Origin of the sequence: Streptomyces sp. NPDC007901 (assembly GCF_042959465.1) — a bacterium.
Classification (GTDB): Bacteria; Actinomycetota; Actinomycetes; order Streptomycetales; family Streptomycetaceae; genus Streptomyces.
Window position 1 is genome coordinate 938,771 of sequence record NZ_JBIBKW010000002.1, and the last position, 20,144, is coordinate 958,914.

A 20,144-nucleotide genomic window follows, 5' to 3' on the forward strand; every position below is an offset into this window, starting at 1 on the left:
CGTCCGGTCGCCGTGCACCGGGACCGACGCTGCCTCACTACTGCACGGCGCGTAGCGCGTTCACGACGCCCCAGCCGTAGAAGCCGTTGCGGTTCTTCGAGCCCTCGCACACCGCGTCGACCTTGCCGTCGCCGTTGATGTCGTACGGGTCGGTGCACGGGGTGGCGGTCGCCTCGGCGTACAGCAGGGCCTTCACCAGGGCGGCGGAGGCGTGCGGATGGGTTGACTTGATCAATGCGGCGACGCCGACGACGTGCGGGGTGGCCATCGAGGTACCTGCCATGTAGCCCCACTTGCCGCCCGGCAGCGGGCCCAGGATCAGGCCGCTGGTCGCCGGGGGCGCCGGGGGCTGGTAGGCCGTCGAGTCGCCGCCGGGCGCGGCGACGTCGATGACCCCGAGGCCGTAGTTGGAGAACGACGACTTGAGGCCCTTCGCGCCGGTCGCCGCGACCGTGACGACACCCGGCAACTGGGTCGGGATGTCGAAGCATGTGTGCGGGTCGATCACCCGGTCGACGGGCGTGCCGTCGTTCGGCGAGACCGGGTCGGTGATCGAGTCGGAGGCCAGGTCGTAGCTCTCGTTGCCGGCCGCCGCGACGTTGACCGTGCCCTTGCGCTCCGCGAACTGCGAGGCCCGGGTGATGGCGTCGACGAGCGCCTTCTGGTCCGGGTCGTCGGTGCAGTTGAAGTACCAGGGGTCGGTGTAATAGCTGTTGTTGGTCACGTCGATGTGGTGCTCGGCCGCCCACACGAAGCCGCAGACCACGGCCTCCGTGTAGAAGTAACCGGCGGTGGTGGCGACCTTGATGCCGGCCACCTTGACGCCCGGCGCCACACCGGTGATGCCGATCCCGTTCTTGGCGCCCGCTATCTCGCCCGCCACATGGGTGCCGTGCGGGCTCTCGGCCGCGGTGGGCCGCCAGGCGCCGTAGGTCGTGTCCGGCTTGCCCGTGACGCAGTTGGTGGACTGCGCGGCGGAGAAGTTGGGGGCGATGTCCGGGTGGGTGTCGTCGACGCCCGTGTCGATGACGGCGACGGTGACCTTCGAACTGCCCAGCGTCTTCTCGTGCGCCTTGTCCGCCTGGATGGCCGGCAGGTCCCACTGCAGCGGCTCCAGCGGGTCCTGCCCGCCGGTCGCCTGCGCGTCCGCCGCCGCGACCTGCTCGGAACTGAGCACCTCCGGCGTGCCGACGTCGGTGGTCGACTGGGCGGGCAGCGGCGCGTTGCGGGTGTTCCCGGCCGAGTCCACGCCGGGCACCTTGCGGATGATCTTGGCGAAGTCGGCGTTCGCCGCATGCACGACGATCACGCCGATCTCGTCGTACGCGATCACCACCGAACCGCCGGCCCGCGCGATCGCCTTCTGGACGCGCTCGGAAGTGCCGTGTCCGGGACGGATGTTGACGACATAACTGAGGGACGTCGAGTCAGTAGCGTCGGCCGCGGAGACGGACGCGGACGTACCGGTGTCGGCGGCGGACGCCGAGACGTTGGGCAGGAAGGCGAGGGCCGTGGCCATGGCCATGCCGAGCGGGAGGGCGAGGACGCGACGGTGGCGCGGCTTGGGCGCGGTCATCTGAGGTCTCCAGTTCGTTCGCGGAACGGGCATGCCGTGCGGGAAGTCCTGCTCTGCGGTGGCTACTTGACGGCGCGGAGCGCGTCGACGACACCGGCGCCGTAGAAGCCGTTGACGTGCTTGCCGCCCACGCAGGTGGCGTCCACGACACCGTCGCCGTCCCCGTCGTACGGGCCCGCCGGGCAGCCCGGGTTGTCCGCCTCGGCCTTGAGGAGGGCCTGGAGCTGGGCCGGGGTGGCGTGCGGGTAGGTCGACTTCAGCAGCGCGGCGACCGCGGCCACGTGCGGGGACGCCATCGAGGTGCCCTGGAGGAAGCCGTACTGGTCGTTCGGCAGCGTGGACAGGACGCGGCCGTTCTTCGACGGCGTGTCCGGGATCTGGTACTTGTCGCCGCCGGGGCCGGCCACGTCGATGACGCCCCGGCCGTAGCTGGAGTAGTACGACTTCGTGTTGTTGACGCCGACCGCGCTCACGGTGAACACACCGGGCAGCTGGGTCGGCACGTCGAAGCACTCGTGCGGGTCGACCGTGCGGGTGGTCGCGGTCGAGTCGTCGGGGCTGGAGTCGTCGACGAGGGCGTTCGCGTCGAGGTCGTCGTTCGAGTTGCCCGCCGCGGCCACATTGAGCGTGCCCTTGCTCTGGGCGTACAGCTGTGCCCTGTTGACCGCGTCAACGATGGCACGTTGATCGGGGTCGTCCATGCAGTTGTACAGCCATGGATCAACGTAGTAGCTGTTGTTGGTGATCTCCACGCCGTGGTCGGCGGCGAACACGAAGGCGCAGACCACGCTCTCCGGGTAGAACAGCTGCGTCGAGTCGGGCTGCGCCACGGTGATGCCCGCGACCTTCACGCCCGGTGCCACGCCCGCCACGCCGATGCCGTTGCGGGCGGCGGCTATCTCACCGGCGACATGGGTGCCGTGGTAATGGTCGGCGTCCACCGGCCGCCAGGCGCCGTACGTGGTGTCCGCCTTGCCGCTGACGCAGTTGGCGGACTGCGCGGCGGAGAAGTTGGGGGCGATGTCCGGGTGGGTGTCGTCCACGCCGGTGTCGATGACGCCGACGGTCACCGAGCGGCTCCCCGGGTTGATCGCGGCGGCCTTGTCGGCACCGATCGCCCGCAGATCCCACTGGTCGGCCTCCAGGGGTTCCTGGCCGGCCGTCGCCTTCTGCTCGATCTTCGCGGCCGCCGCCTTCGACAGGACCTGCACGGCACCCTCGTCCGTGGTCCCGGCCGCGCTCAGCGGAGCCGTCCGGGTGGCCCCCGCCGACTGCACCCCGCGCACCGCGCGCATCGCCGAACCGAAGTCCGGGGTCGCCGAGTGCACGACGATCACACCGATCCTGTCGTACGACACGACGATCGTGCCGCCGTTGCGCGCGATCGCCCGCTGCACCGACTCGATCGTGCGGTGATCCGTCCTGGTGTTGACGACATAGGCCAGATTCGGCCCCTCCGCCGCCGACGTCGCCGAGGTCGTCCACGGGGCCGCGGAAGCCGCCGTCGGCAGCAGGCCGAGCGAGGCGGTGAGCGACAGGACGACCGGTACGGCGAGCGCCAGCCCGCGTCTGGAACGCAGATGAGCCATGGGATCTCCACATCATCCGGAACGGCAACCGAAAACGGGACCGCCCAAGACGCGAGTGGCGCTTGGGCAGGTACATGACTGGTTGTGCAGGGTGAAGCTATCTCCCGCACTCACCGGCCAGCAATGACCGGAGACGACTCGCGCGGTCGACTTCCGAAAGAACCCGGGCGAGTTGAACCTGCCCACGCGTGGCGCCGTGACCTTGGGCAGGGAGCCACAGCAGGATCGAGGCCCCCTGTCGGAATCACCCACAGGAGTCGTTCCCTCACTCCGGGTAGGTGATCCACGTGTCTGTGAGGTCAGAATCCGCATGTCCGTATCGCGAGGAGACTCCGTGGCTACCGAGACACCACCGCCCTCGAACGCGCAGACCCGGCACCCCTCCAGCGAGGAGTTCGCCGAGGTGCAGCAGAGTCCGGAGTTCGCCGAACTGCGGCACTCCTACCGCTCCTTCGCCTTCCCGCTGACCGTCGCCTTCATCACCTGGTACCTGCTGTACGTCCTGCTCTCCAGCTACGCGGACGGGTTCATGGGCACCAAGGTCGTCGGCAACATCAACGTGGCGCTGGTCCTCGGCCTCGCCCAGTTCCTCACCACGTTCCTCATCGCCTGGTGGTACGCGCGGCACGCCGCCGCGAAGCTCGACCCCAAGGCCGAGGCCATCAAGTCCCGGATGGAGGGCGGCGCATGAGCCCCGCACAGCACACCACCCTGCTCGCGGCCGGCGAGGCGAGCGAGCACCGGACGCTGATCATCACCCTGTTCGCGGTGTTCGTCGCCGCGACCCTCGTGATCACCATCTGGGCCGGCCGCCAGACCAAGGACGCCGCCGACTTCTACGCGGGCGGCCGTCAGTTCACCGGTTTCCAGAACGGCCTCGCCGTCTCCGGCGACTACATGTCCGCCGCGTCCTTCCTGGGCATCGCCGGCGCCATCGCCCTCTTCGGCTACGACGGCTTCCTCTACTCCATCGGCTTCCTGGTCGCCTGGCTGGTCGCCCTGCTCCTGGTCGCCGAACCGCTGCGCAACTCCGGCCGCTACACCATGGGCGACGTCCTGGCGTACCGCATGCGCCAGCGCCCGGTCCGCACCGCCGCCGGCACCTCCACGATCGTCGTGTCGATCTTCTACCTCCTCGCCCAGATGGCGGGAGCGGGCGTCCTTGTCTCCCTCCTGCTCGGCATCACCAGCGACGGCGGCAAGATCGGCATCGTCGCCCTGGTCGGCGTCCTGATGATCGTCTACGTCACCATCGGCGGCATGAAGGGCACCACCTGGGTCCAGATGGTCAAGGCCGTGCTGCTCATCGCGGGCGCCCTGCTGCTGACCTTCATGGTCCTCGCCAAGTTCCACTTCAACATCTCCGATCTGCTCGGAAAGGCCGCCGACAACAGCGGCAAGGGCTCCGCCTTCCTGGAGCCCGGCCTGAAGTACGGCGCCACCGGCACCAGCAAGCTGGACTTCCTCTCCCTCGGTATCGCCCTGGTCCTGGGCACCGCCGGCCTGCCGCACATCCTGATCCGCTTCTACACCGTCCCCACCGCGAAGGCCGCCCGGCAGTCGGTCCTCTGGGCCATCGGCCTGATCGGCGCCTTCTACCTGATGACCCTCGCCCTCGGCTTCGGCGCCGCCGCGCTGATCAAACCGGACGAGATCATCGCCTCCAACAAGTCCGGCAACACCGCGGCCCCGCTGCTCGCCCTGCATCTGGGCGGTGTCGACTCCAACTGGGGCGCGATCCTGCTGGCCACGATCTCGGCGGTGGCCTTCGCGACGATCCTCGCCGTGGTCGCCGGCCTCACCCTGGCCTCTTCCTCCTCCTTCGCCCACGACATCTACGCCAACGTCATCAAGAAGGGCCAGGCGACCGAGAAGCAGGAGCTGGGCGCGGCCCGCTGGGCCACCGTCGGCATCGGCGCGGTCTCGATCGTCCTCGGAGCCCTCGCCCGCGACCTCAACGTCGCCGGCCTGGTCGCCCTCGCCTTCGCGGTCGCCGCCTCCGCCAACCTGCCGACCATCCTGTACAGCCTCTTCTGGAAGCGGTTCACCACCGCCGGGGCCCTCTGGTCGATCTACGGCGGCCTGGTCACCGCGGTCGGCCTGGTCCTCTTCTCCCCGGTGGTGTCCGGCAAGGAGACCTCGATGTTCCCGGACGTCGACTTCCACTGGTTCCCGCTGGAGAACCCCGGCATCATCTCGATCCCGGTCGGATTCCTCCTCGGCATCGTGGGCACCCTGCTGTCCAAGGAGGAGCCCGACACCCAGAAGTACGCGGAGCTGGAGGTGCGGTCCCTCACGGGCACCGGAGCGCACTGACCTTCGTACGACCGGCCGCGTCGACGGGATCGTAGGGTCCTACGACGCGGCCGCGTCGTACCTCGTGGCATCGGGCCTCTCGCGTTGTCAGTCCTGTCACGTAGGCTCGCAGGTGACGGTAAGGATCTGGTCCGGAGCGAGGGAGGGGGCCCACGTGCTCATCGACACCTACGGTCGGGTGGCCACCGACCTGAGAGTCTCGTTGACCGACCGGTGCAATCTGCGATGCACCTACTGCATGCCCGAGGAAGGGCTGCAGTGGCTGGCCAAGCCCGACCTGCTCACGGACGACGAGATCGTCCGCCTGATCGACATCGCCGTGCGCCTGCTGGGCGTCGAGGAGGTCCGCTTCACCGGCGGCGAGCCGCTGCTGCGCCCCGGCCTGGTCGGCATCGTGGAGCGGGTGGCGGCCCTGGCACCCCGCCCCCGGATGTCCCTGACGACGAACGGCATCGGCCTGCGCCGCACCGCGACGGCCCTGAAGGCGGCGGGTCTCGACCGGGTCAACGTCTCCCTCGACACCCTCCGCCCGGACGTCTTCAAGACCCTCACCCGCCGCGACCGCCACCAGGACGTCCTCGACGGCCTCCGGGCCGCCCGCGACGCCGGTCTCACCCCCGTCAAGGTCAACACGGTCCTGATGCCGGGGCTGAACGAGGGCGAGGCCCCCGACCTCCTCGCCTGGGCCCTCGACCACGACTACGAGCTGCGCTTCATCGAGCAGATGCCCCTGGACGCCCAGCACGGCTGGAAGCGCGACAGCATGGTCACCGCGGCGGACATCCTGGCCTCGCTCCGCACCCGCTTCGACCTCACCCCCGAGGGCGCGGACGACCGCGGCTCGGCCCCGGCGGAGCGCTGGCTGGTGAACGGCGGCCCGCAGAGCGTCGGCGTCATCGCCTCGGTGACCCGCCCCTTCTGCGCGGCCTGCGACCGCACCCGCCTCACCGCCGACGGCCAGATACGGACCTGCCTGTTCGCCCGGGAGGAGACCGACCTGCGCGGCGCACTCCGCTCGGGCGGCTCCGACGAGGAGATCGCCCGCATCTGGCGGCTCGCGATGTGGGGCAAGAAGGCGGGCGCGGGCCTGGACGACCCGACCTTCATACAGCCGGACCGGCCGATGTCCGCGATCGGCGGCTAGGCCGGGAGGCCAGGTCGGGGGGTTGGTTCGGGGGCTGGTTCAGTCCCCGCGCTCCTCCCACTCCTTCAACAGCACGACATCCTTCAAGAACCCCCGCACGCCCAGGAACTGGGAAAGATGCTCCCGGTGCTCGTCGCAGGCGAGCCAGGTCTTCCGACGCTCGGGAGTGTGGATCTTCGGGTTGTTCCAGGCGAGCACCCACACGGCGGCGGCCCGGCAACCCTTCGCTGAACACATGACGTCACTCACTGCTTCGTCCCGCACCCCGTCGTCTTGATCGACTTGCACAAAGACCCCGTAAACAAGGCGACGCCGAGCAGCCACGGGGGGAGCTGCCCGGCGTCGGTCCGTCGCTCCGACGGGGGATGCGGAGCGCGTACGCAGTATGTCATGGGTCACCCGCCACCCGGCACTGGAACAGCACGATTGATCTGAGCTTTTCTTGAGGTTCGTGCGGAACTACCAACCGCTCGCACCGCGTCGTCGACGCTCACACCGACTCCGGCCGCTCACCGCGCACCCCCGCCGCCGGATCGGCCACCAGGTCCTCCGGGACGGGTTCCGCGTGGGGTTCCTCCGCCCGCGGCGCCGTGATCATCAGCCGCGTCGGCGCGATACCGAACGTCGACGGAAGCGAGGGCGGCCGTTCCCGGCCCGCGTTGGCGATGACGACCGCGACATAGGGGAGCAGCGCCCCGAGGACCAACGCCACGACGGCGACATGCCGTTCGACGTTCCACAACGTGGCCGCCATGATCACTGCCACGGTCCTGACGGACATCGAGATGACGTACCGTCGCTGCCGGCCGCGCACGTCCTCCGCCAGGCCCGTACGGGCTCCGGTGATCCGGAACACCTGGGCGCTGCCGCCGTCGCGCTGCTTCCGCATCACATTCCACCATCCGCCCGCATCGGACTCTCCCCGGCCCCTACCCTGTCCGCACCCGTACGGGGAACCGGGCCGGGACGCCTCCCACGTTACGCCGCGGCTGCGCCGCCTTCGAGACCGGGTCGCCCGCCCGCCTGCGTGAACGTCCTGCGCCGTACCGCGTACGGGCGTACCGACATGCGCCGTACGGCGGACGGGCCGAGACTTGGCGTAATGCTCACGTCGAGCCGTACGAGGAGGCAGCTATGGGCTGGTTGTGGGCGATCATCGTGGGTTTCGTGCTGGGCCTGATCGCCAAGGCGATCATCCCGGGCAAGCAGCACAGCCCCCTCTGGCTGACGACCATCTTCGGCATGCTGGGCGCCATCGCCGGCAACGCCCTCGCCCGCGCACTGGGCGTGGAGGCGACCCGCGGCATCGACTGGAGCCGCCACCTCTTCCAGCTGGTCGCCGCCATCATCATCGTCTTCCTGGGCGACATGGCGTACATGGCAACACTGGGCAAGCGAAAGCAGCACACCTGAGCGTTTTCGACGCCGCTCGCTTCAGCGCCCCGTCAGGGGCGCGGAGCTGTTTCAATCTGCGGCTACCGCCGCGCGGGCGCGACCAGCCACAACGCACCGGCACTCCGCAACGCACCCGCACCCCCACGGCGCTCACGAACCCACGACCTCCACGGCCGCCAGATTCTTCTTCCCCCGCCGCAGCACCAGCCACCGCCCGTGCAGCAGCTCCTCCCCGGAGGGCACCGCGTCCTCGGCGGTCACCTTCACGTTGTTCACGTAGGCCCCGCCCTCCTTCACGGTCCGCCGCGCAGCGGACTTGCTGGCGACCAACCCGACCTCGGCGAACAGGTCGACCACCGGCCTCAGCTCGGCCACCCGCACATGCGGCACCTCGGCCAGCGCGGCGCTCAGTGTCCGGTCGTCCAGCTCCGCCAGCTCGCCCTGGCCGAACAGCGCCTTGGACGCGGCGATCACCGCGGCCGTCTGGTCGGCGCCGTGCACCAGCGTCGTCAGCTCCTCGGCCAGCGCCCGCTGCGCCGCCCGCGCCTGCGGACGCTCCTCCGTCTGCTTCTCCAACTCCTCAAGCTCCGCACGGGACTTGAAGGACAGGATCCGCAGGTACGTCGAGATGTCCCGGTCGTCCACGTTCAGCCAGAACTGGTAGAACGCGTACGGCGTCGTCATCTCGGCGTCGAGCCAGATCGCACCGCCCTCGGTCTTGCCGAACTTGGTGCCGTCCGCCTTGGTCATCAGCGGCGTCGCCAGCGCGTGCACGCTCGCGTGCGGCTCCAGGCGGTGGATCAGGTCCAGGCCGGCCGTGAGGTTGCCCCACTGGTCGCTGCCGCCCTGCTGGAGGGTGCAGTTGTACCGCCGGAACAGCTGGAGGAAGTCCATCCCCTGGAGGATCTGGTAGCTGAACTCCGTGTAGCTGATGCCCTGGTCGGACTCCAGGCGGCGGGCCACGGAGTCCTTGGCCAGCATCTTGTTGACGCGGAAGTGCTTGCCGATGTCCCGCAGGAACTCGATCGCGGAGAGGCCCTCGGTCCAGTCGAGGTTGTTGACCATGACGGCCGCGTTCTCGCCCTCGAAGGACAGGAACGGCTCGATCTGGGCGCGGAGCTTGCCGACCCAGCCGGCGACCGTCTCGGGGGCGTTCAGTGTGCGCTCGGCCGTCGGGCGCGGGTCGCCGATCAGGCCCGTCGCCCCGCCCACCAGCGCCAGCGGCCGGTGCCCGGCCTGCTGGAGCCGGCGCACGGTGAGCACCTGCACCAGGTGGCCGACGTGCAGGGACGGCGCGGTCGGGTCGAAACCGCAATAGAACGTGACGGGACCGTCCGCGAGCGCCTTGCGCAAAGCGTCCTCGTCAGTGGACAGGGCGAACAGCCCGCGCCACTTCAGCTCGTCGACGATGTCCGTCACGGTTCTCGTATCTCCTTGGATGATCTTCGTGTGATCTCTGGGCGGTCGCGCGACCACCGGCTACGAGGTTATACGCCCTGACTGACAGAGCTCATATTGAAGTCGGGCACCCGCAGCGCGGGCATCGCAGCCCTAGTGAACCAGTCGCTCCACTCCCTCGGCAGCGTCTTTTCCGTGCGCCCCGCCTCGGTCGCCCGCCCCAGCAGGTCCACCGGCGACTCGTTGAACCGGAAGTTGTTCACCTGCCCCGTGACCTGCCCGTTCTCCACCAGGTACACGCCGTCCCGGGTCAGGCCCGTGAGCAGCAGCGTCGCCGGGTCGACCTCGCGGATGTACCAGAGGCAGGTCAGCAGCAACCCGCGCTCGGTGGCCGCGACCATCTCCTCCAGGGAGCGGTCCTGGCCGCCGTCCAGGATCAGGTTGCCGCCCGCCGGGGCGACCGGCAGCCCGGTGAGACCGGCGCTGTGCCGGGTGGTCGTCAGGTGCTTCAGCTCGCCGCCCGAGACCCACTCGGTGGCGGCGACCGGCAGCCCGTTGTCGAAGACGGACTGGTCACCGCCGGAGGAGTGCGCCACGACGAAGGGCGCGGACTCCAGGCCCGGCTCGTTCGGGTCGGTGCGCAGGGTCAGCGGCAGGTCGGTCAGCTTCTCGCCGAGGCGGGTCCCGCCGCCCGGCTTGGAGAACACCGTCCGCCCCTCGGCCGCGTCCCGCCCGGACGCCGACCACAGCTGGTAGATCAGCAGGTCGGCCACGGCGGTCGGCGGTAGCAGCGTCTCGTACCGGCCCGCCGGCAGCTCGATCCGCCGCTCCGCCCAGCCGAGCCGTACGGCGAGCTCGGCGTCGAGCGAGCCCGGGTCGACGTCCTTGAAGTCCCGGGTGGACCGCCCGGCCCAGGCCGACCGGGTGCGGTCCGGCGACTTGGCGTTCAGCTCCAGCGTGCCGGTGGGCTGGTCGTGCCGCAGCCGCAGCCCGGTCGAGGTGCCCACATAGGTGGAGACCAGCTCGTGGTTGGCGAAGCCGTACAGCTCCCGGCCGCCCGCACGCGCGCGTGCGAAGGCCTCGCCGAGCGCCGGGGCGAAGTCGGCGAACACGGCGGAGGAGGTCTCGGCGGGCGCGTCCGTGAAGTCGGGCGACTCCGGTACGCCGGTGACCAGCGGCTGCGCGTCCTCGGCGGGACCGGCGCCGCGCGCGGCGGTCTCGGCGGCCCGCACCAGCGGCTCCAGGTCCTCGGCGGTGACGGCCGCCCGGGACACCACACCCGAGGCGGTGCCCTCCTTGCCGTCGACGGTCGCGACGACGGTGAGCGAACGCCCGCGCGTGACACCGTTCGTGGTGAGCGCGTTGCCGGCCCAGCGCAGGTTGGCGGTGGAGTGCTCGTCGGCGATGACCACGCAGCCGTCGGCCCGGGAGAGTTCCAGAGCGCGCTCGACGATCTCGTGCGGCTTGTTGCTACGGGCGCTCATCGACCGGCCTCCTGCGTGGTGTTGAGGATGTTGACGCCCTTGAAGAGGGCCGAGGGGCAGCCGTGGGACACGGCGGCGACCTGGCCCGGCTGGGCCTTGCCGCAGTTGAAGGCACCGCCCAGGACGTACGTCTGCGGGCCGCCGACGGCCGCCATGGAGCCCCAGAAGTCGGTGGTCGTCGCCTGGTAGGCGACATCGCGCAGCTGCCCGGCGAGCCGCCCGTTCTCGATCCTGAAGAACCGCTGGCCGGTGAACTGGAAGTTGTAACGCTGCATGTCGATGGACCAGGACCGGTCCCCGACCACGTAGATCCCCCGGTCGACCCCGCCGATCAGGTCCTCCGTCGACAGACCGCCCGGATCCGGCTGAAGCGACACGTTGGCCATGCGCTGCACGGGCACATGCCCGGGGGAGTCGGCGTACGCGCACCCGTTGGACCGCTCGAAGCCGGTCAGTCTCGCGATCCGGCGGTCCAGCTGGTAGCCGACGAGCGTGCCGTCCTTCACCAGGTCCCAGGACTGGCCCGCGACGCCCTCGTCGTCGTAGCCGATGGTCGCCAGGCCGTGCTCGGCGGTGCGGTCACCGGTGACGTTCATCAGCTCGGAGCCGTACCTGAGCTTGCCGAGCTGGTCGAAGGTGGCGAAGGAGGTGCCGGCGTAGGCGGCCTCATAGCCGAGCGCGCGGTCCAGTTCGGTGGCGTGGCCGATGGACTCGTGGATGGTCAGCCACAGGTTGGACGGGTCGACGACCAGGTCGTAGGGCCCCGCCTTGACGCTGGGCGCCCGCATCTTCTCGGCGAGCAGCTCGGGGATCTGCTCCAGCTCCGCGTCCCAGTCCCAGCCGGTGCCGGTCAGGTACTCCCAGCCGCGGCCGACCGGCGGCGCGATGGTCCGCATCGAGTCGAACTCGCCGCTCGACCCGTCGACGGACACGGCGGTCAGCTCCGGGTGCAGCCGTACCCGCTGCTGCGTGGTCACGGTCCCCGCCGTGTCGGCGTAGAACTTGTTCTCGTGCACGGTGAGCAGCGAGGCGTCGACATGGTCGACCCCGTTCGCGGCCAGCAGCCGCCTGCTCCACTCCGCGAGCAGCCCGGCCTTCTCCGCGTCCGGCACGGAGAACGGATCGATCTCGTACGACGAGACCCAGGTCTTCTCCTCGTGCACCGGCTCGGCGGCCAGCTCCACCCGCTCGTCGGAACCCGCGGCCTTGATGACCTGCGCCGAGAGTTTCGCCATGGCCACCGCCTGCGAGGCGACCTTGGCGGCCGCGTCGAGGGTCAGGTCCACCCCCGAGGCGAAGCCCCAGGTACCGCCGTGCACGACCCGCACCGCGTACCCGAGGTCGGTGGTGTCCGACGACCCGGCGGGCTTGGCGTCCCTGAGCCGCCAGGACGCACTGCGCACCCGCTCGAACCGGAAGTCCGCGTGCTCGGCCCCCAGCGCACGCGCGCGTGCCAGCGCGGCGTCGGCCAGAGCTCGTAGCGGAAGCGCCGTGAAGGCTTCGTCGATGGAATGAGGCACGGAGGTCTCCCTGCTGTCGTGGCCTGTCGGTCCGATCATGTCGCGCGCGCGGGCGCGGGGACCACAGGTTTGGCTCCGGCGTCGGGCCTTTCTGTAGGGACCCGACAGCGACGCCCCCGAGCCACTGTCGGTGCCCGCTTGCCCGCGGCGATGGCCGGACCGATAGGTTTTCGATGAAGCCGCCTGTCATGCCAGCTGCTCGGGCGGGTTGTCAGACCGAACGAAAGGGTGATCCGTTGAGCCGCTCGGTTCTCGTCACCGGAGGCAACCGGGGCATCGGCCTCGCCATCGCCCGTGCTTTCGCCGACGCCGGCGACAAGGTGGCCATCACGTACCGCTCCGGTGAGCCGCCGGCCGGCTTCCTCGCCGTCAAGTGCGACATCACCGACTCCGAGCAGGTGGAGCAGGCCTACAAGGAGATCGAGGACGCGCACGGCCCGGTCGAGGTCCTGATCGCCAACGCCGGCATCACCAAGGACACGCTCCTGATGCGCATGTCCGAGGAGGACTTCACCTCGGTCGTCGACACCAACCTCACCGGCACCTTCCGCGTGGTCAAGCGCGCCAACCGCGGAATGCTGCGGGCCAAGAAGGGCCGCGTCGTTCTCATCTCCTCGGTCGTCGGCCTCTACGGCGGCCCCGGCCAGGCCAACTACGCCGCCTCCAAGGCCGCCCTGGTCGGCTTCGCGCGCTCCCTCGCCCGTGAGCTCGGTTCGCGCAACATCACCTTCAACGTCGTCGCGCCCGGCTTCGTCGACACCGACATGACGAAGGTGCTCACCGACGAGCAGCGCGCCACCATCGTGTCGCAGGTACCGCTCGGCCGGTACGCGCAGCCCGAGGAGGTCGCCGCGACGGTGCGGTTCCTCGCCTCGGACGACGCCTCGTACATCACTGGAGCCGTCATCCCTGTTGACGGCGGACTGGGAATGGGTCACTGATCACCATGAGTGGAATTCTCGAGGGCAAGCGCATCCTGATCACGGGCGTGCTGATGGAGTCCTCCATCGCCTTCCACGCGGCCAAGCTGGCCCAGGAGCAGGGCGCCGAGATCATCCTCACCGCGTTCCCGCGGCCCACGCTGACCGAGCGCATCGCCAAGAAGCTCCCCAAGCCCACCAAGGTCATCGAGCTCGACGTCACCAACGACGAGCACCTCGGCCGGCTGGCCGACCTCGTCGGCGAGGAGCTCGGCGGCCTCGACGGTGTCGTGCACTCCATCGGCTTCGCCCCCCAGGACGCGCTCGGCGGCAACTTCCTCAACACGCCCTTCGAGTCGGTCGCCACGGCCATGCACGTCTCGGCGTACTCCCTGAAGTCGCTGACCATGGCCTGCCTGCCGCTGATGCAGAACGGCGGCTCGGTCGTCGGCCTCACCTTCGACGCCCAGTACGCCTGGCCGCAGTACGACTGGATGGGCCCGGCCAAGGCGGCCCTGGAGGCCACCAGCCGCTACGTCGCCCGCGACCTGGGCAAGCAGAACATCCGCTGCAACCTCATCTCCGCCGGCCCGCTCGCGTCCATGGCCGCCAAGTCCATCCCGGGCTTCAGCGACCTGGCCGCCGTCTGGGACCACCGCTCCCCGCTGGAGTGGGACCTGAAGGACCCGGAGCCGGCCGGCAAGGGCATCGTCGCCCTGCTGAGCGACTGGTTCCCGAAGACCACCGGCGAGATCATCCACGTGGACGGCGGTCTGCACGCCATCGGCGCCTGATCCGCACGCGGTTCCCGAGGCCCGCACCCCGCGAGGGTGCGGGCCTCACCCGTTCGGCCCACCGGCCGGGCCGTCACCCTTCCGGCGGCGCACCCTGGAGACGCGTCCTCCGCGTGATGTCCCTCCCCAGCCCGGCCGAGGAGGTCCCCTTGTGCGCCTGTCCCGCAGTCTGGCTCCGCTGACCCTGGCCGTCGCCCTCGTGCTGTCCCTGCCGTACGACGCGGTGTCCCACGCGCGCGTGCGGAGCGGGCACAGTCCGGCGCCGCAGCTGTTCGGCGCCGAGTGCCGGACCACCGTCCGCGGGTCCCACGTGGTGGCCTACTGCCACAACCCCTACGTCGACACCGATCGGGTACGGCTGCACATCGAGTGCGCCCAGTGGTGGGACATCGACACCGACGGCTCCCCGGTGGACACCGGGCCCGCGATGACGGTACGGCTCACCGGCCGCTGCTGGAAGGACGTCCGCGCGGTGTGGATCAGCCACCAGAAGGCGGACTGAACCGGTCCGGACGGCACAGGAACGGATAGCTCGCCGCCTCCTTGGCGGCCGCGTCCGCGTCGCCCGCGCGGATCGCGTCGACCAGCCGCGCGTGGTCCATGTACGACTCCGGTGTCAGCTCGGCGCCGACGTCCGCGCGCAGCCAGTCCCGCAGCACCTCGCCCAGGTCGGCGTACATCGCCGTCAGCACGTCGTTGTGCGAGGCGGCCACCACCGCCAGATGGAAGGCCGCGTCCGCCGTCACGAAGGTCTCCGCCTCGCCCGACCCCCAGGCCTGCTCGCGGCGCGCCAGCATGGCGTCCAGCTGCCTGAGGTCCTTGTCGGTGCGCCGGGCCGCGGCCAGCCGGGCCGCCGAGGACTCCAGGGTGGAGCGCAGCTCGGCGATGTGCCGGGGGTCGGCGTCGGCGAACCGGCGGTGCATCACGCCGGCCAGCTCACTGGTGGCCGCGACATACGTGCCCGAGCCCTGGCGGATGTCCAGCAGGCCGTTGTGCGCCAGCGCGCGGACGGCCTCCCGCACGGTGTTGCGGGCCACCCCGAGCTGCTCGACGAGCTCTGGCTCGGTGGGGATGCGCGAGCCGACCGGCCACTCGCCCGAGGCGATCTGGTTCCGCAGCGCGGCGATGACCTGCTCGGAGAGCGCCGAGCGGCGCGGGTGGCTCAGAGGCATGACACACCTTCGCACGAGACGGCCGGGCGGGAGCGGCGGGGTCGGCCCGGGACTGGACAACCAATCATCCCATGATTCTATGATGGGTCTCATGGCGAGCGAGGAGACGACGACGGCATCCATGGCAGCACCCCCGACGGCACCCGACCGCACCCCCGCGAACTCCACGCGCGCGTGGGCGACGCGGCTGGTCGTCGTCGGCATCCTGCTGGCCGCCGTCAACCTCAGGCCCGCCATCACCAGCCTCGGCGCCCTCCTGGAGGAGGTCCGCGACGGGCTGGGCATGAGCGGCAGCGTGGCCGGGCTGCTCACCTCGGTGCCCCCGTTCTGCTTCGCCGTCTTCGGCGTGATGGCTCCCCGCCTCGCCCGCCGCTTCGGCCCGGCGGCGGTGGTCTGCGCCGGCATGGTGGCCATCACGACCGGCCTGCTGATACGGCCGTATGCCGGAAACACGGCCGGATTCCTGGCCGGCAGCGTGCTCGCGCTCATGGGGATCGCGGTCAGCAACGTGCTGATGCCGGTCATCGTCAAGCGCTGGTTTCCCGACCGGGTCGGTTCCATGACCGGCCTGTACTCGATGGCCCTCGCCGCCGGCACCTCGGTCGCCGCCGCGGTGACCGTGCCCCTGACGGACGCGCTGGGCGGCGGCTGGCAGTCCGGGCTCGCCGTGTGGGGCGGGCTCGCGGCCTTCGCGGTGCTGCCGTGGCTGCCGCTGGTCCGGGACCGGGGTCCGGGCGTCGCGTCGGCGCCCGTGACCGAGGCACGCGCGCGTGCGGACCGGCAGCCGCCCGCCCTGCGGATCACCCGCAGCCGCACCGCCTGGGCGCTCGCCGTCTTCTTCGGGCTCCAGGCCACCGCCGCCTACATCACGATGGGCTGGATGGCACAGATCTTCCGGGACGCGGGGGTGCCCGCGGGCACGGCCGGGCTGCTGCTGGCCGTCACCATGGTGATGGGCGTGCCGCTGGCCTTCGTCATCCCGCGCGTGGCCACCCGGCTGCCGCACCAGGGCCCGATCGTGATCGCGCTCGGCGTCTGCGGCCTCGCCGGATACGCCGGCCTGTGGGCCGCCCCGGCCGGCGGCGCCTGGGCCTGGGCCCTGCTGCTGGGCATCTCCAACTGCGCCTTCCCGCTGGCCCTCACCATGGTCGGGATGCGGGCCAGGACCGGCGCGGGTGTCGTCCAGCTCTCCGCCTTCGCGCAGAGCGCCGGCTACCTCATCTCCATCCCGGGCCCGCTGCTGGTGGGCGTGCTCTACCAGAGCAGCGGCGGCTGGGGGCTGCCGATCGCCCTCATGATCGGCCTGATGATCCCGCAGATGGCGGTCGGCGTCCTGGCGGGGCGCGACCGTACGGTGGAGGACGAGGCCGCGGCCGGCTGACACGCCGCGAGCACCCCGGCCGGTACGTCCCCTCCGGGAGGTGCCAGACTGGCCCCATGCCAGTGCTCGACCCGAACCCCCAGAACGGTCAGAAGAAGATGCTGATCGTCTTCGGCTCGTTCTTCGCCATCTTCATCGTCATCGCCGTCATCGCGACCCTCGCGTCACCCTGACCGCCGCCGTCGCCACCGAACACCGCCCCCGGCGGCCCATGGTGGTGCTAGCCCCCCATCCCCTAGGGGGTGAGGGTCAGGGTCAAGTGGGTGGGTCACCGGATGGGTCGGCGACCGCGGATTCCGTAGTTTCGAGGTGTGGCCGCGAGGGGCGGTCACCGGAACGCGGAGACCAGCGGAGGCGATCATGTCGGCCCGAACGCACACCCGGCCCCACCCGGCGCCCCCGGGCAGCGCCGACACCCGGCTTCCCTGGTGGGCGCTGGCCCTCCCCGCGCTCGCCTTCGTGACCCTGCTGCTCATACTGAACCCGGCGGACGCCCACGCGGCCACCGGCGACCCGGCCGTCACCCACCTCTTCGAGCGCGTCCAGCAGATCGTCACCCGCTAGCCCCCGCACCTCCCGGCAAGGCGAATCCGCATGTCAACTCCCTGCGCCCGATGGCCTGTTTCATGCGAAGCTGGGTGCCATGAGCGTCGCAGAACCCCGCAGGATTGTCTTCTTCCGCCATGCGAAAGCCGACTGGCCACAGGTGACCGACCACGAGCGACCGCTCGCTGACCGGGGCCGAATGGACGCAGCCGTCGCCGGACGCCGGCTGGCGGACAGCGGCATCACCTTCGACCTGGCCCTGTGCTCCACGTCCGTGCGCACCCGGGAGACCTGGAAGCTCGCCGTCCACGAGCTGGCGCACCGGCCGAAAACCGTCTACGAGGAGCGGGTGTACGAAGCCTCGCCGGGCGAGCTGATCGCCGTGCTCAACGAGGTGCCCGACGACGCCAAGGACGTGATCCTGATCGGTCACAACCCCGGCGTGCACGGAGTGACCGAGATCCTGGCCGGCACCGCCGACGGCGACGTCCGCGAGCGGATGAACCGCCGGGGTTTTCCGGCCGCCGCCTTCGCCGTCGTGACCTTCGAGGGCACCTGGAAGGGCCTGGAGCCCGGTGTGGCCACGCTCGCGGACTACTGGGCGCCCTCCGAATGAGACGTGCGACCCCGCACCACCACTGACGTGACACGACGAGGGCCCGGCACCGTGGAGATCGGTGCCGGGCCCTCGCTCGCGGCTATCGGCCGGACGGCTCAGCTCTCGTCGTGGGTGTCCGCCGCCTCGACCTCTTCGCGGGTGACGCCCAGCAGATACAGGACCGTGTCCAGGAAGGGGAAGTTCACCGCGGTGTGCGCGGCCTCGCGGACCACCGGCTTGGCGTTGAAGGCGACACCGAGACCGGCCGCGTTCAGCATGTCCAGGTCGTTGGCGCCGTCACCGATGGCCACCGTCTGGGCCAGCGGCACGCCCGCCTCGGCGGCGAACCGGCGCAGCAGCCGCGCCTTGCCCGCCCGGTCCACGATCTCGCCGGTCACCCGGCCGGTCAGTTTCCCGTCGACGATCTCCAGCGTGTTGGCCTGGGCGAAGTCCAGCCCCAGCCGCTCCTTCAGATCGTCGGTGACCTGGGTGAAACCGCCCGAGACGACGCCGACTTGGTAGCCGAGCCGCTTCAGCGTGCGGATCAGGGTCCGGGCACCCGGCGTCAGCCGCACCTCGGTGCGCACCTTCTGCACGACCGACTCGTCCAGCCCCTTCAGCAGCGCCACGCGCGCGTGCAGCGACTGCTCGAAGTCCAGCTCGCCGCGCATCGCGGCCGCCGTCACCTCGGCGACCTGGTCCTCGCAGCCCGCGTGCGCGGCGAAGAGCTCGATCACCTCGTCCTGGATGAGCGTGGAGTCCACGTCCATGACGACCAGGCGCTGGGCCCGCCGGTGCAGGCCCGCCGCGACCACCGCCACGTCCACGCCGAGCTCGGCCGCGTCGGAGGCCAGCGCGGTGCGCAGCGGCTCGGTCGCCACACCGGACACCGCGAACTCGACGGCCGTCACCGGGTACTTGGCGAGCCGGAAGATACGGTCGATGTTGCCGCCGGCCTTGGCGATCCGGGAGGCGATGGCGGCCGTCGACTCGGCGGTCAGCGGGTGGCCGAGGACGGTGACCAGGGAGCGGCCCAGACCACGCGGCCGGTTGTCGCCGCGGCCCGAGATGATCTCCGCCTGCATCTTCATCGACTCGGCCCAGCTGTGCACGGTCGCCCTGAGGTCGCCCTCCAGACCCGCCGGGGGCTGGGTCACGAGCGCGCACAGCACCAGGCGGCCACGCGTGACGACCTGCTCGATGTCGACCACGTCGACCATGTACGCGGCAAGGGTGTCGAAGAGGCCGGCCGTGATGCCCGGCCTGTCCTTGCCGAAAATCTTGACGAGGAGAGTGGGGACCTCGGAGGTCTGCGCATCGCTCATGGTGTAACCACCGTAACCGGCACCCAGTGCCTGCGGTGCAGGTGGTCCGCCTGACGGACACGGAACAATAAGTGTCGGATCGGTGTCGGACGCCTTGCTTCCGCACTACGGGCGAACGTGCGTGCGATGTCGGCGGCCCGGTGGAAGCCGCGTCGGGCCCGGTCTTCCCACACGGTTCAGCACCGCGCCACGCACCGTGCGGACCCGGCGCCCCGCCCGGCCGCCGCGCCCGGGCCCGGCGGCCGGCCTCACCGGCGGGGCCGCCTGGGCGGCCGCGGAGCGGGAGGCGGGGGAGGAGGCGGTGGTGGTGGCGGAGGCCCGGCGCCGGGACCGTCCGCGGACCCGTCACCGTCACCGGGACGCACTCCCGGCCGCCGCCGCGGGGACCGGGGCGGCGGGTCCATCGGACGGGCCATCGTGGGAGCGCCGTACACATCGCCCGAGCCGGGCGGCACGTCGGAGGGGCTGCCGCCACTGCCGGGCCGCCCCTCCTCCGACGGCCGCCCGCTGTCTGCGTGCGGGGTGTCCGCAGGGGGCGGTGCGGCCGGCGGATACCGATGCCCCGGCGGAGCCGACCCCTCCGACGGCGCTCCCCCCGCCTCCGACACCCCACCGGCCCACGGCTCCTGCCCGCCGTACGGCCCAGGTGCCCGCCCCTCGTACCGCCCGGGCGTCCGCCCGCCGTACCGCTCGCCGCCCTGCCCGTCGTACCGCTCAGCCGCCTGTCCGTCGTAGGGCCCAGGTGTCTGCCTGTCGTAGGGCCTGGGCGTCTGCCCTTGGTGGGGTCGGGGTGGCTGCCCGTCGTAGGGCCCGGCGGGCTGTCCGTGGTAGGGCCCAGGTGTCTGCCTGTCGTAGGGCCTGGGAGTTTGTTCTCCGTAGGGCCCGGGTGGCTGCCTGTCGTAGGGCCTGGGCGTCTGCCCTTGGTGGGGTCGGGGTGGCTGCCCGTCGTAGGGCCCGGCGGGCTGTCCGTGGTAGGGCCCAGGTGT

20 protein-coding genes are annotated in these 20,144 nt (G+C 70.9%); 11 read left to right on the top strand and 9 right to left on the bottom strand.

The genetic code is table 11. The features are described from left to right. Positions 1–37: 37 nt before the first annotated feature. Both ACFZDK_RS10110 and ACFZDK_RS10115 read right to left on the bottom strand, forming a co-directional pair. Positions 38–1,576, bottom strand: coding sequence for a S8 family serine peptidase (locus ACFZDK_RS10110; protein WP_390971543.1), 1,539 nt, complete (start codon positions 1,574–1,576; stop codon positions 38–40). 62 nt (positions 1,577–1,638) lie between these two features. Then, positions 1,639–3,165, bottom strand: a complete 1,527-nt coding sequence (locus ACFZDK_RS10115; protein WP_390971544.1) for a S8 family serine peptidase — start codon at positions 3,163–3,165, stop codon at positions 1,639–1,641. Between the two features lie 334 nt (positions 3,166–3,499). Here ACFZDK_RS10115 and ACFZDK_RS10120 point away from each other — a divergent pair, with 334 nt between their 5' ends. From ACFZDK_RS10120 to moaA, 3 genes are all read left to right on the top strand, one after another. Beyond that, positions 3,500–3,856: a DUF485 domain-containing protein gene (locus ACFZDK_RS10120; protein WP_390971545.1), complete on the top strand. Its 357-nt coding sequence runs from the start codon at positions 3,500–3,502 to the stop codon at positions 3,854–3,856. Next, entirely contained in the window at positions 3,853–5,481 is a 1,629-nt protein-coding gene (locus ACFZDK_RS10125) for a sodium/solute symporter (protein WP_390971546.1), read from the top strand. Before ACFZDK_RS10120 ends, ACFZDK_RS10125 begins: the two co-directional genes overlap by 4 nt. Before the next feature lie 154 nt (positions 5,482–5,635). Further along, positions 5,636–6,625: a GTP 3',8-cyclase MoaA gene (moaA, locus tag ACFZDK_RS10130; RefSeq protein WP_390971547.1), complete on the top strand. Its 990-nt coding sequence runs from the start codon at positions 5,636–5,638 to the stop codon at positions 6,623–6,625. A 39-nt stretch (positions 6,626–6,664) separates the two neighbouring features. On the opposite strand, the gene ACFZDK_RS10135 is transcribed toward moaA, so the two are convergent. Then, positions 6,665–6,862, bottom strand: coding sequence for a hypothetical protein (locus tag ACFZDK_RS10135; protein WP_390971548.1), 198 nt, complete (start codon positions 6,860–6,862; stop codon positions 6,665–6,667). A gap of 253 nt (positions 6,863–7,115) precedes the next feature. Beyond that, the gene (locus ACFZDK_RS10140) at positions 7,116–7,514 is read right to left on the bottom strand and encodes a DUF3099 domain-containing protein (protein WP_390971549.1); all 399 of its coding nucleotides are present in this window, start codon (positions 7,512–7,514) and stop codon (positions 7,116–7,118) included. Between the two features lie 245 nt (positions 7,515–7,759). Between ACFZDK_RS10140 and ACFZDK_RS10145 the strand changes: the two genes are divergently transcribed. Then, positions 7,760–8,038 carry a GlsB/YeaQ/YmgE family stress response membrane protein gene (locus tag ACFZDK_RS10145; protein ID WP_390971550.1) on the top strand — a complete coding sequence of 93 codons (279 nt, stop codon included), beginning with the start codon at positions 7,760–7,762 and terminating at the stop codon, positions 8,036–8,038. A 132-nt stretch (positions 8,039–8,170) separates the two neighbouring features. Here the strand turns inward: ACFZDK_RS10145 and tyrS are convergent, their stop codons facing one another. From tyrS to ACFZDK_RS10160, 3 genes are all read right to left on the bottom strand, one after another. Then, positions 8,171–9,439 (bottom strand): tyrosine--tRNA ligase, encoded by a 1,269-nt coding sequence (gene tyrS / locus ACFZDK_RS10150; RefSeq protein ID WP_390971551.1) that lies wholly within the window; start codon positions 9,437–9,439, stop codon positions 8,171–8,173. A gap of 68 nt (positions 9,440–9,507) precedes the next feature. Further along, positions 9,508–10,902 carry a metallopeptidase TldD-related protein gene (locus ACFZDK_RS10155; RefSeq protein WP_390971552.1) on the bottom strand — a complete coding sequence of 465 codons (1,395 nt, stop codon included), beginning with the start codon at positions 10,900–10,902 and terminating at the stop codon, positions 9,508–9,510. Beyond that, positions 10,899–12,422 carry a metallopeptidase TldD-related protein gene (locus ACFZDK_RS10160; RefSeq protein ID WP_390971553.1) on the bottom strand — a complete coding sequence of 508 codons (1,524 nt, stop codon included), beginning with the start codon at positions 12,420–12,422 and terminating at the stop codon, positions 10,899–10,901. Before ACFZDK_RS10160 ends, ACFZDK_RS10155 begins: the two co-directional genes overlap by 4 nt. 236 nt (positions 12,423–12,658) lie before the next feature. On the opposite strand from ACFZDK_RS10160, the gene fabG reads away from it, so the two are divergent. From fabG to ACFZDK_RS10175, 3 genes are all read left to right on the top strand, one after another. Continuing rightward, complete coding sequence (gene fabG / locus ACFZDK_RS10165; RefSeq protein WP_390971554.1) at positions 12,659–13,363, top strand: 3-oxoacyl-[acyl-carrier-protein] reductase; 705 nt, start codon at positions 12,659–12,661, stop codon at positions 13,361–13,363. A 5-nt stretch (positions 13,364–13,368) separates the two neighbouring features. Continuing rightward, positions 13,369–14,136 (top strand): enoyl-ACP reductase FabI, encoded by a 768-nt coding sequence (gene fabI / locus ACFZDK_RS10170; RefSeq protein WP_089107826.1) that lies wholly within the window; start codon positions 13,369–13,371, stop codon positions 14,134–14,136. A gap of 151 nt (positions 14,137–14,287) precedes the next feature. Continuing rightward, positions 14,288–14,638: a hypothetical protein gene (locus ACFZDK_RS10175; protein ID WP_390971555.1), complete on the top strand. Its 351-nt coding sequence runs from the start codon at positions 14,288–14,290 to the stop codon at positions 14,636–14,638. Here the strand turns inward: ACFZDK_RS10175 and ACFZDK_RS10180 are convergent. Further along, on the bottom strand, positions 14,616–15,308 hold the full coding sequence (locus ACFZDK_RS10180; protein ID WP_390971556.1) for an FCD domain-containing protein: 693 nt from the start codon (positions 15,306–15,308) through the stop codon (positions 14,616–14,618). The two genes, ACFZDK_RS10175 and ACFZDK_RS10180, sit on opposite strands and share 23 nt — an antisense overlap. A gap of 79 nt (positions 15,309–15,387) precedes the next feature. Between ACFZDK_RS10180 and ACFZDK_RS10185 the strand changes: the two genes are divergently transcribed. The 4 genes from ACFZDK_RS10185 to ACFZDK_RS10200 all read left to right on the top strand — a co-directional run bounded on the left by ACFZDK_RS10185 (position 15,388) and on the right by ACFZDK_RS10200 (position 17,851). Further along, complete coding sequence (locus ACFZDK_RS10185) at positions 15,388–16,689, top strand: CynX/NimT family MFS transporter (RefSeq protein WP_390971557.1); 1,302 nt, start codon at positions 15,388–15,390, stop codon at positions 16,687–16,689. A 56-nt stretch (positions 16,690–16,745) separates the two neighbouring features. Next, positions 16,746–16,862: an SGM_5486 family transporter-associated protein gene (locus ACFZDK_RS10190; RefSeq protein ID WP_089107830.1), complete on the top strand. Its 117-nt coding sequence runs from the start codon at positions 16,746–16,748 to the stop codon at positions 16,860–16,862. A 187-nt stretch (positions 16,863–17,049) separates the two neighbouring features. After that, positions 17,050–17,253, top strand: coding sequence for a hypothetical protein (locus ACFZDK_RS10195; RefSeq protein ID WP_390971558.1), 204 nt, complete (start codon positions 17,050–17,052; stop codon positions 17,251–17,253). A gap of 79 nt (positions 17,254–17,332) precedes the next feature. Further along, positions 17,333–17,851: a histidine phosphatase family protein gene (locus ACFZDK_RS10200; protein ID WP_365680971.1), complete on the top strand. Its 519-nt coding sequence runs from the start codon at positions 17,333–17,335 to the stop codon at positions 17,849–17,851. Positions 17,852–17,949: 98 nt separating this feature from the next. Here ACFZDK_RS10200 and serB read toward each other — a convergent pair whose 3' ends face one another. After that, positions 17,950–19,158 (bottom strand): phosphoserine phosphatase SerB, encoded by a 1,209-nt coding sequence (serB, locus tag ACFZDK_RS10205; protein WP_390971559.1) that lies wholly within the window; start codon positions 19,156–19,158, stop codon positions 17,950–17,952. Positions 19,159–20,144 lie beyond the last annotated feature (986 nt).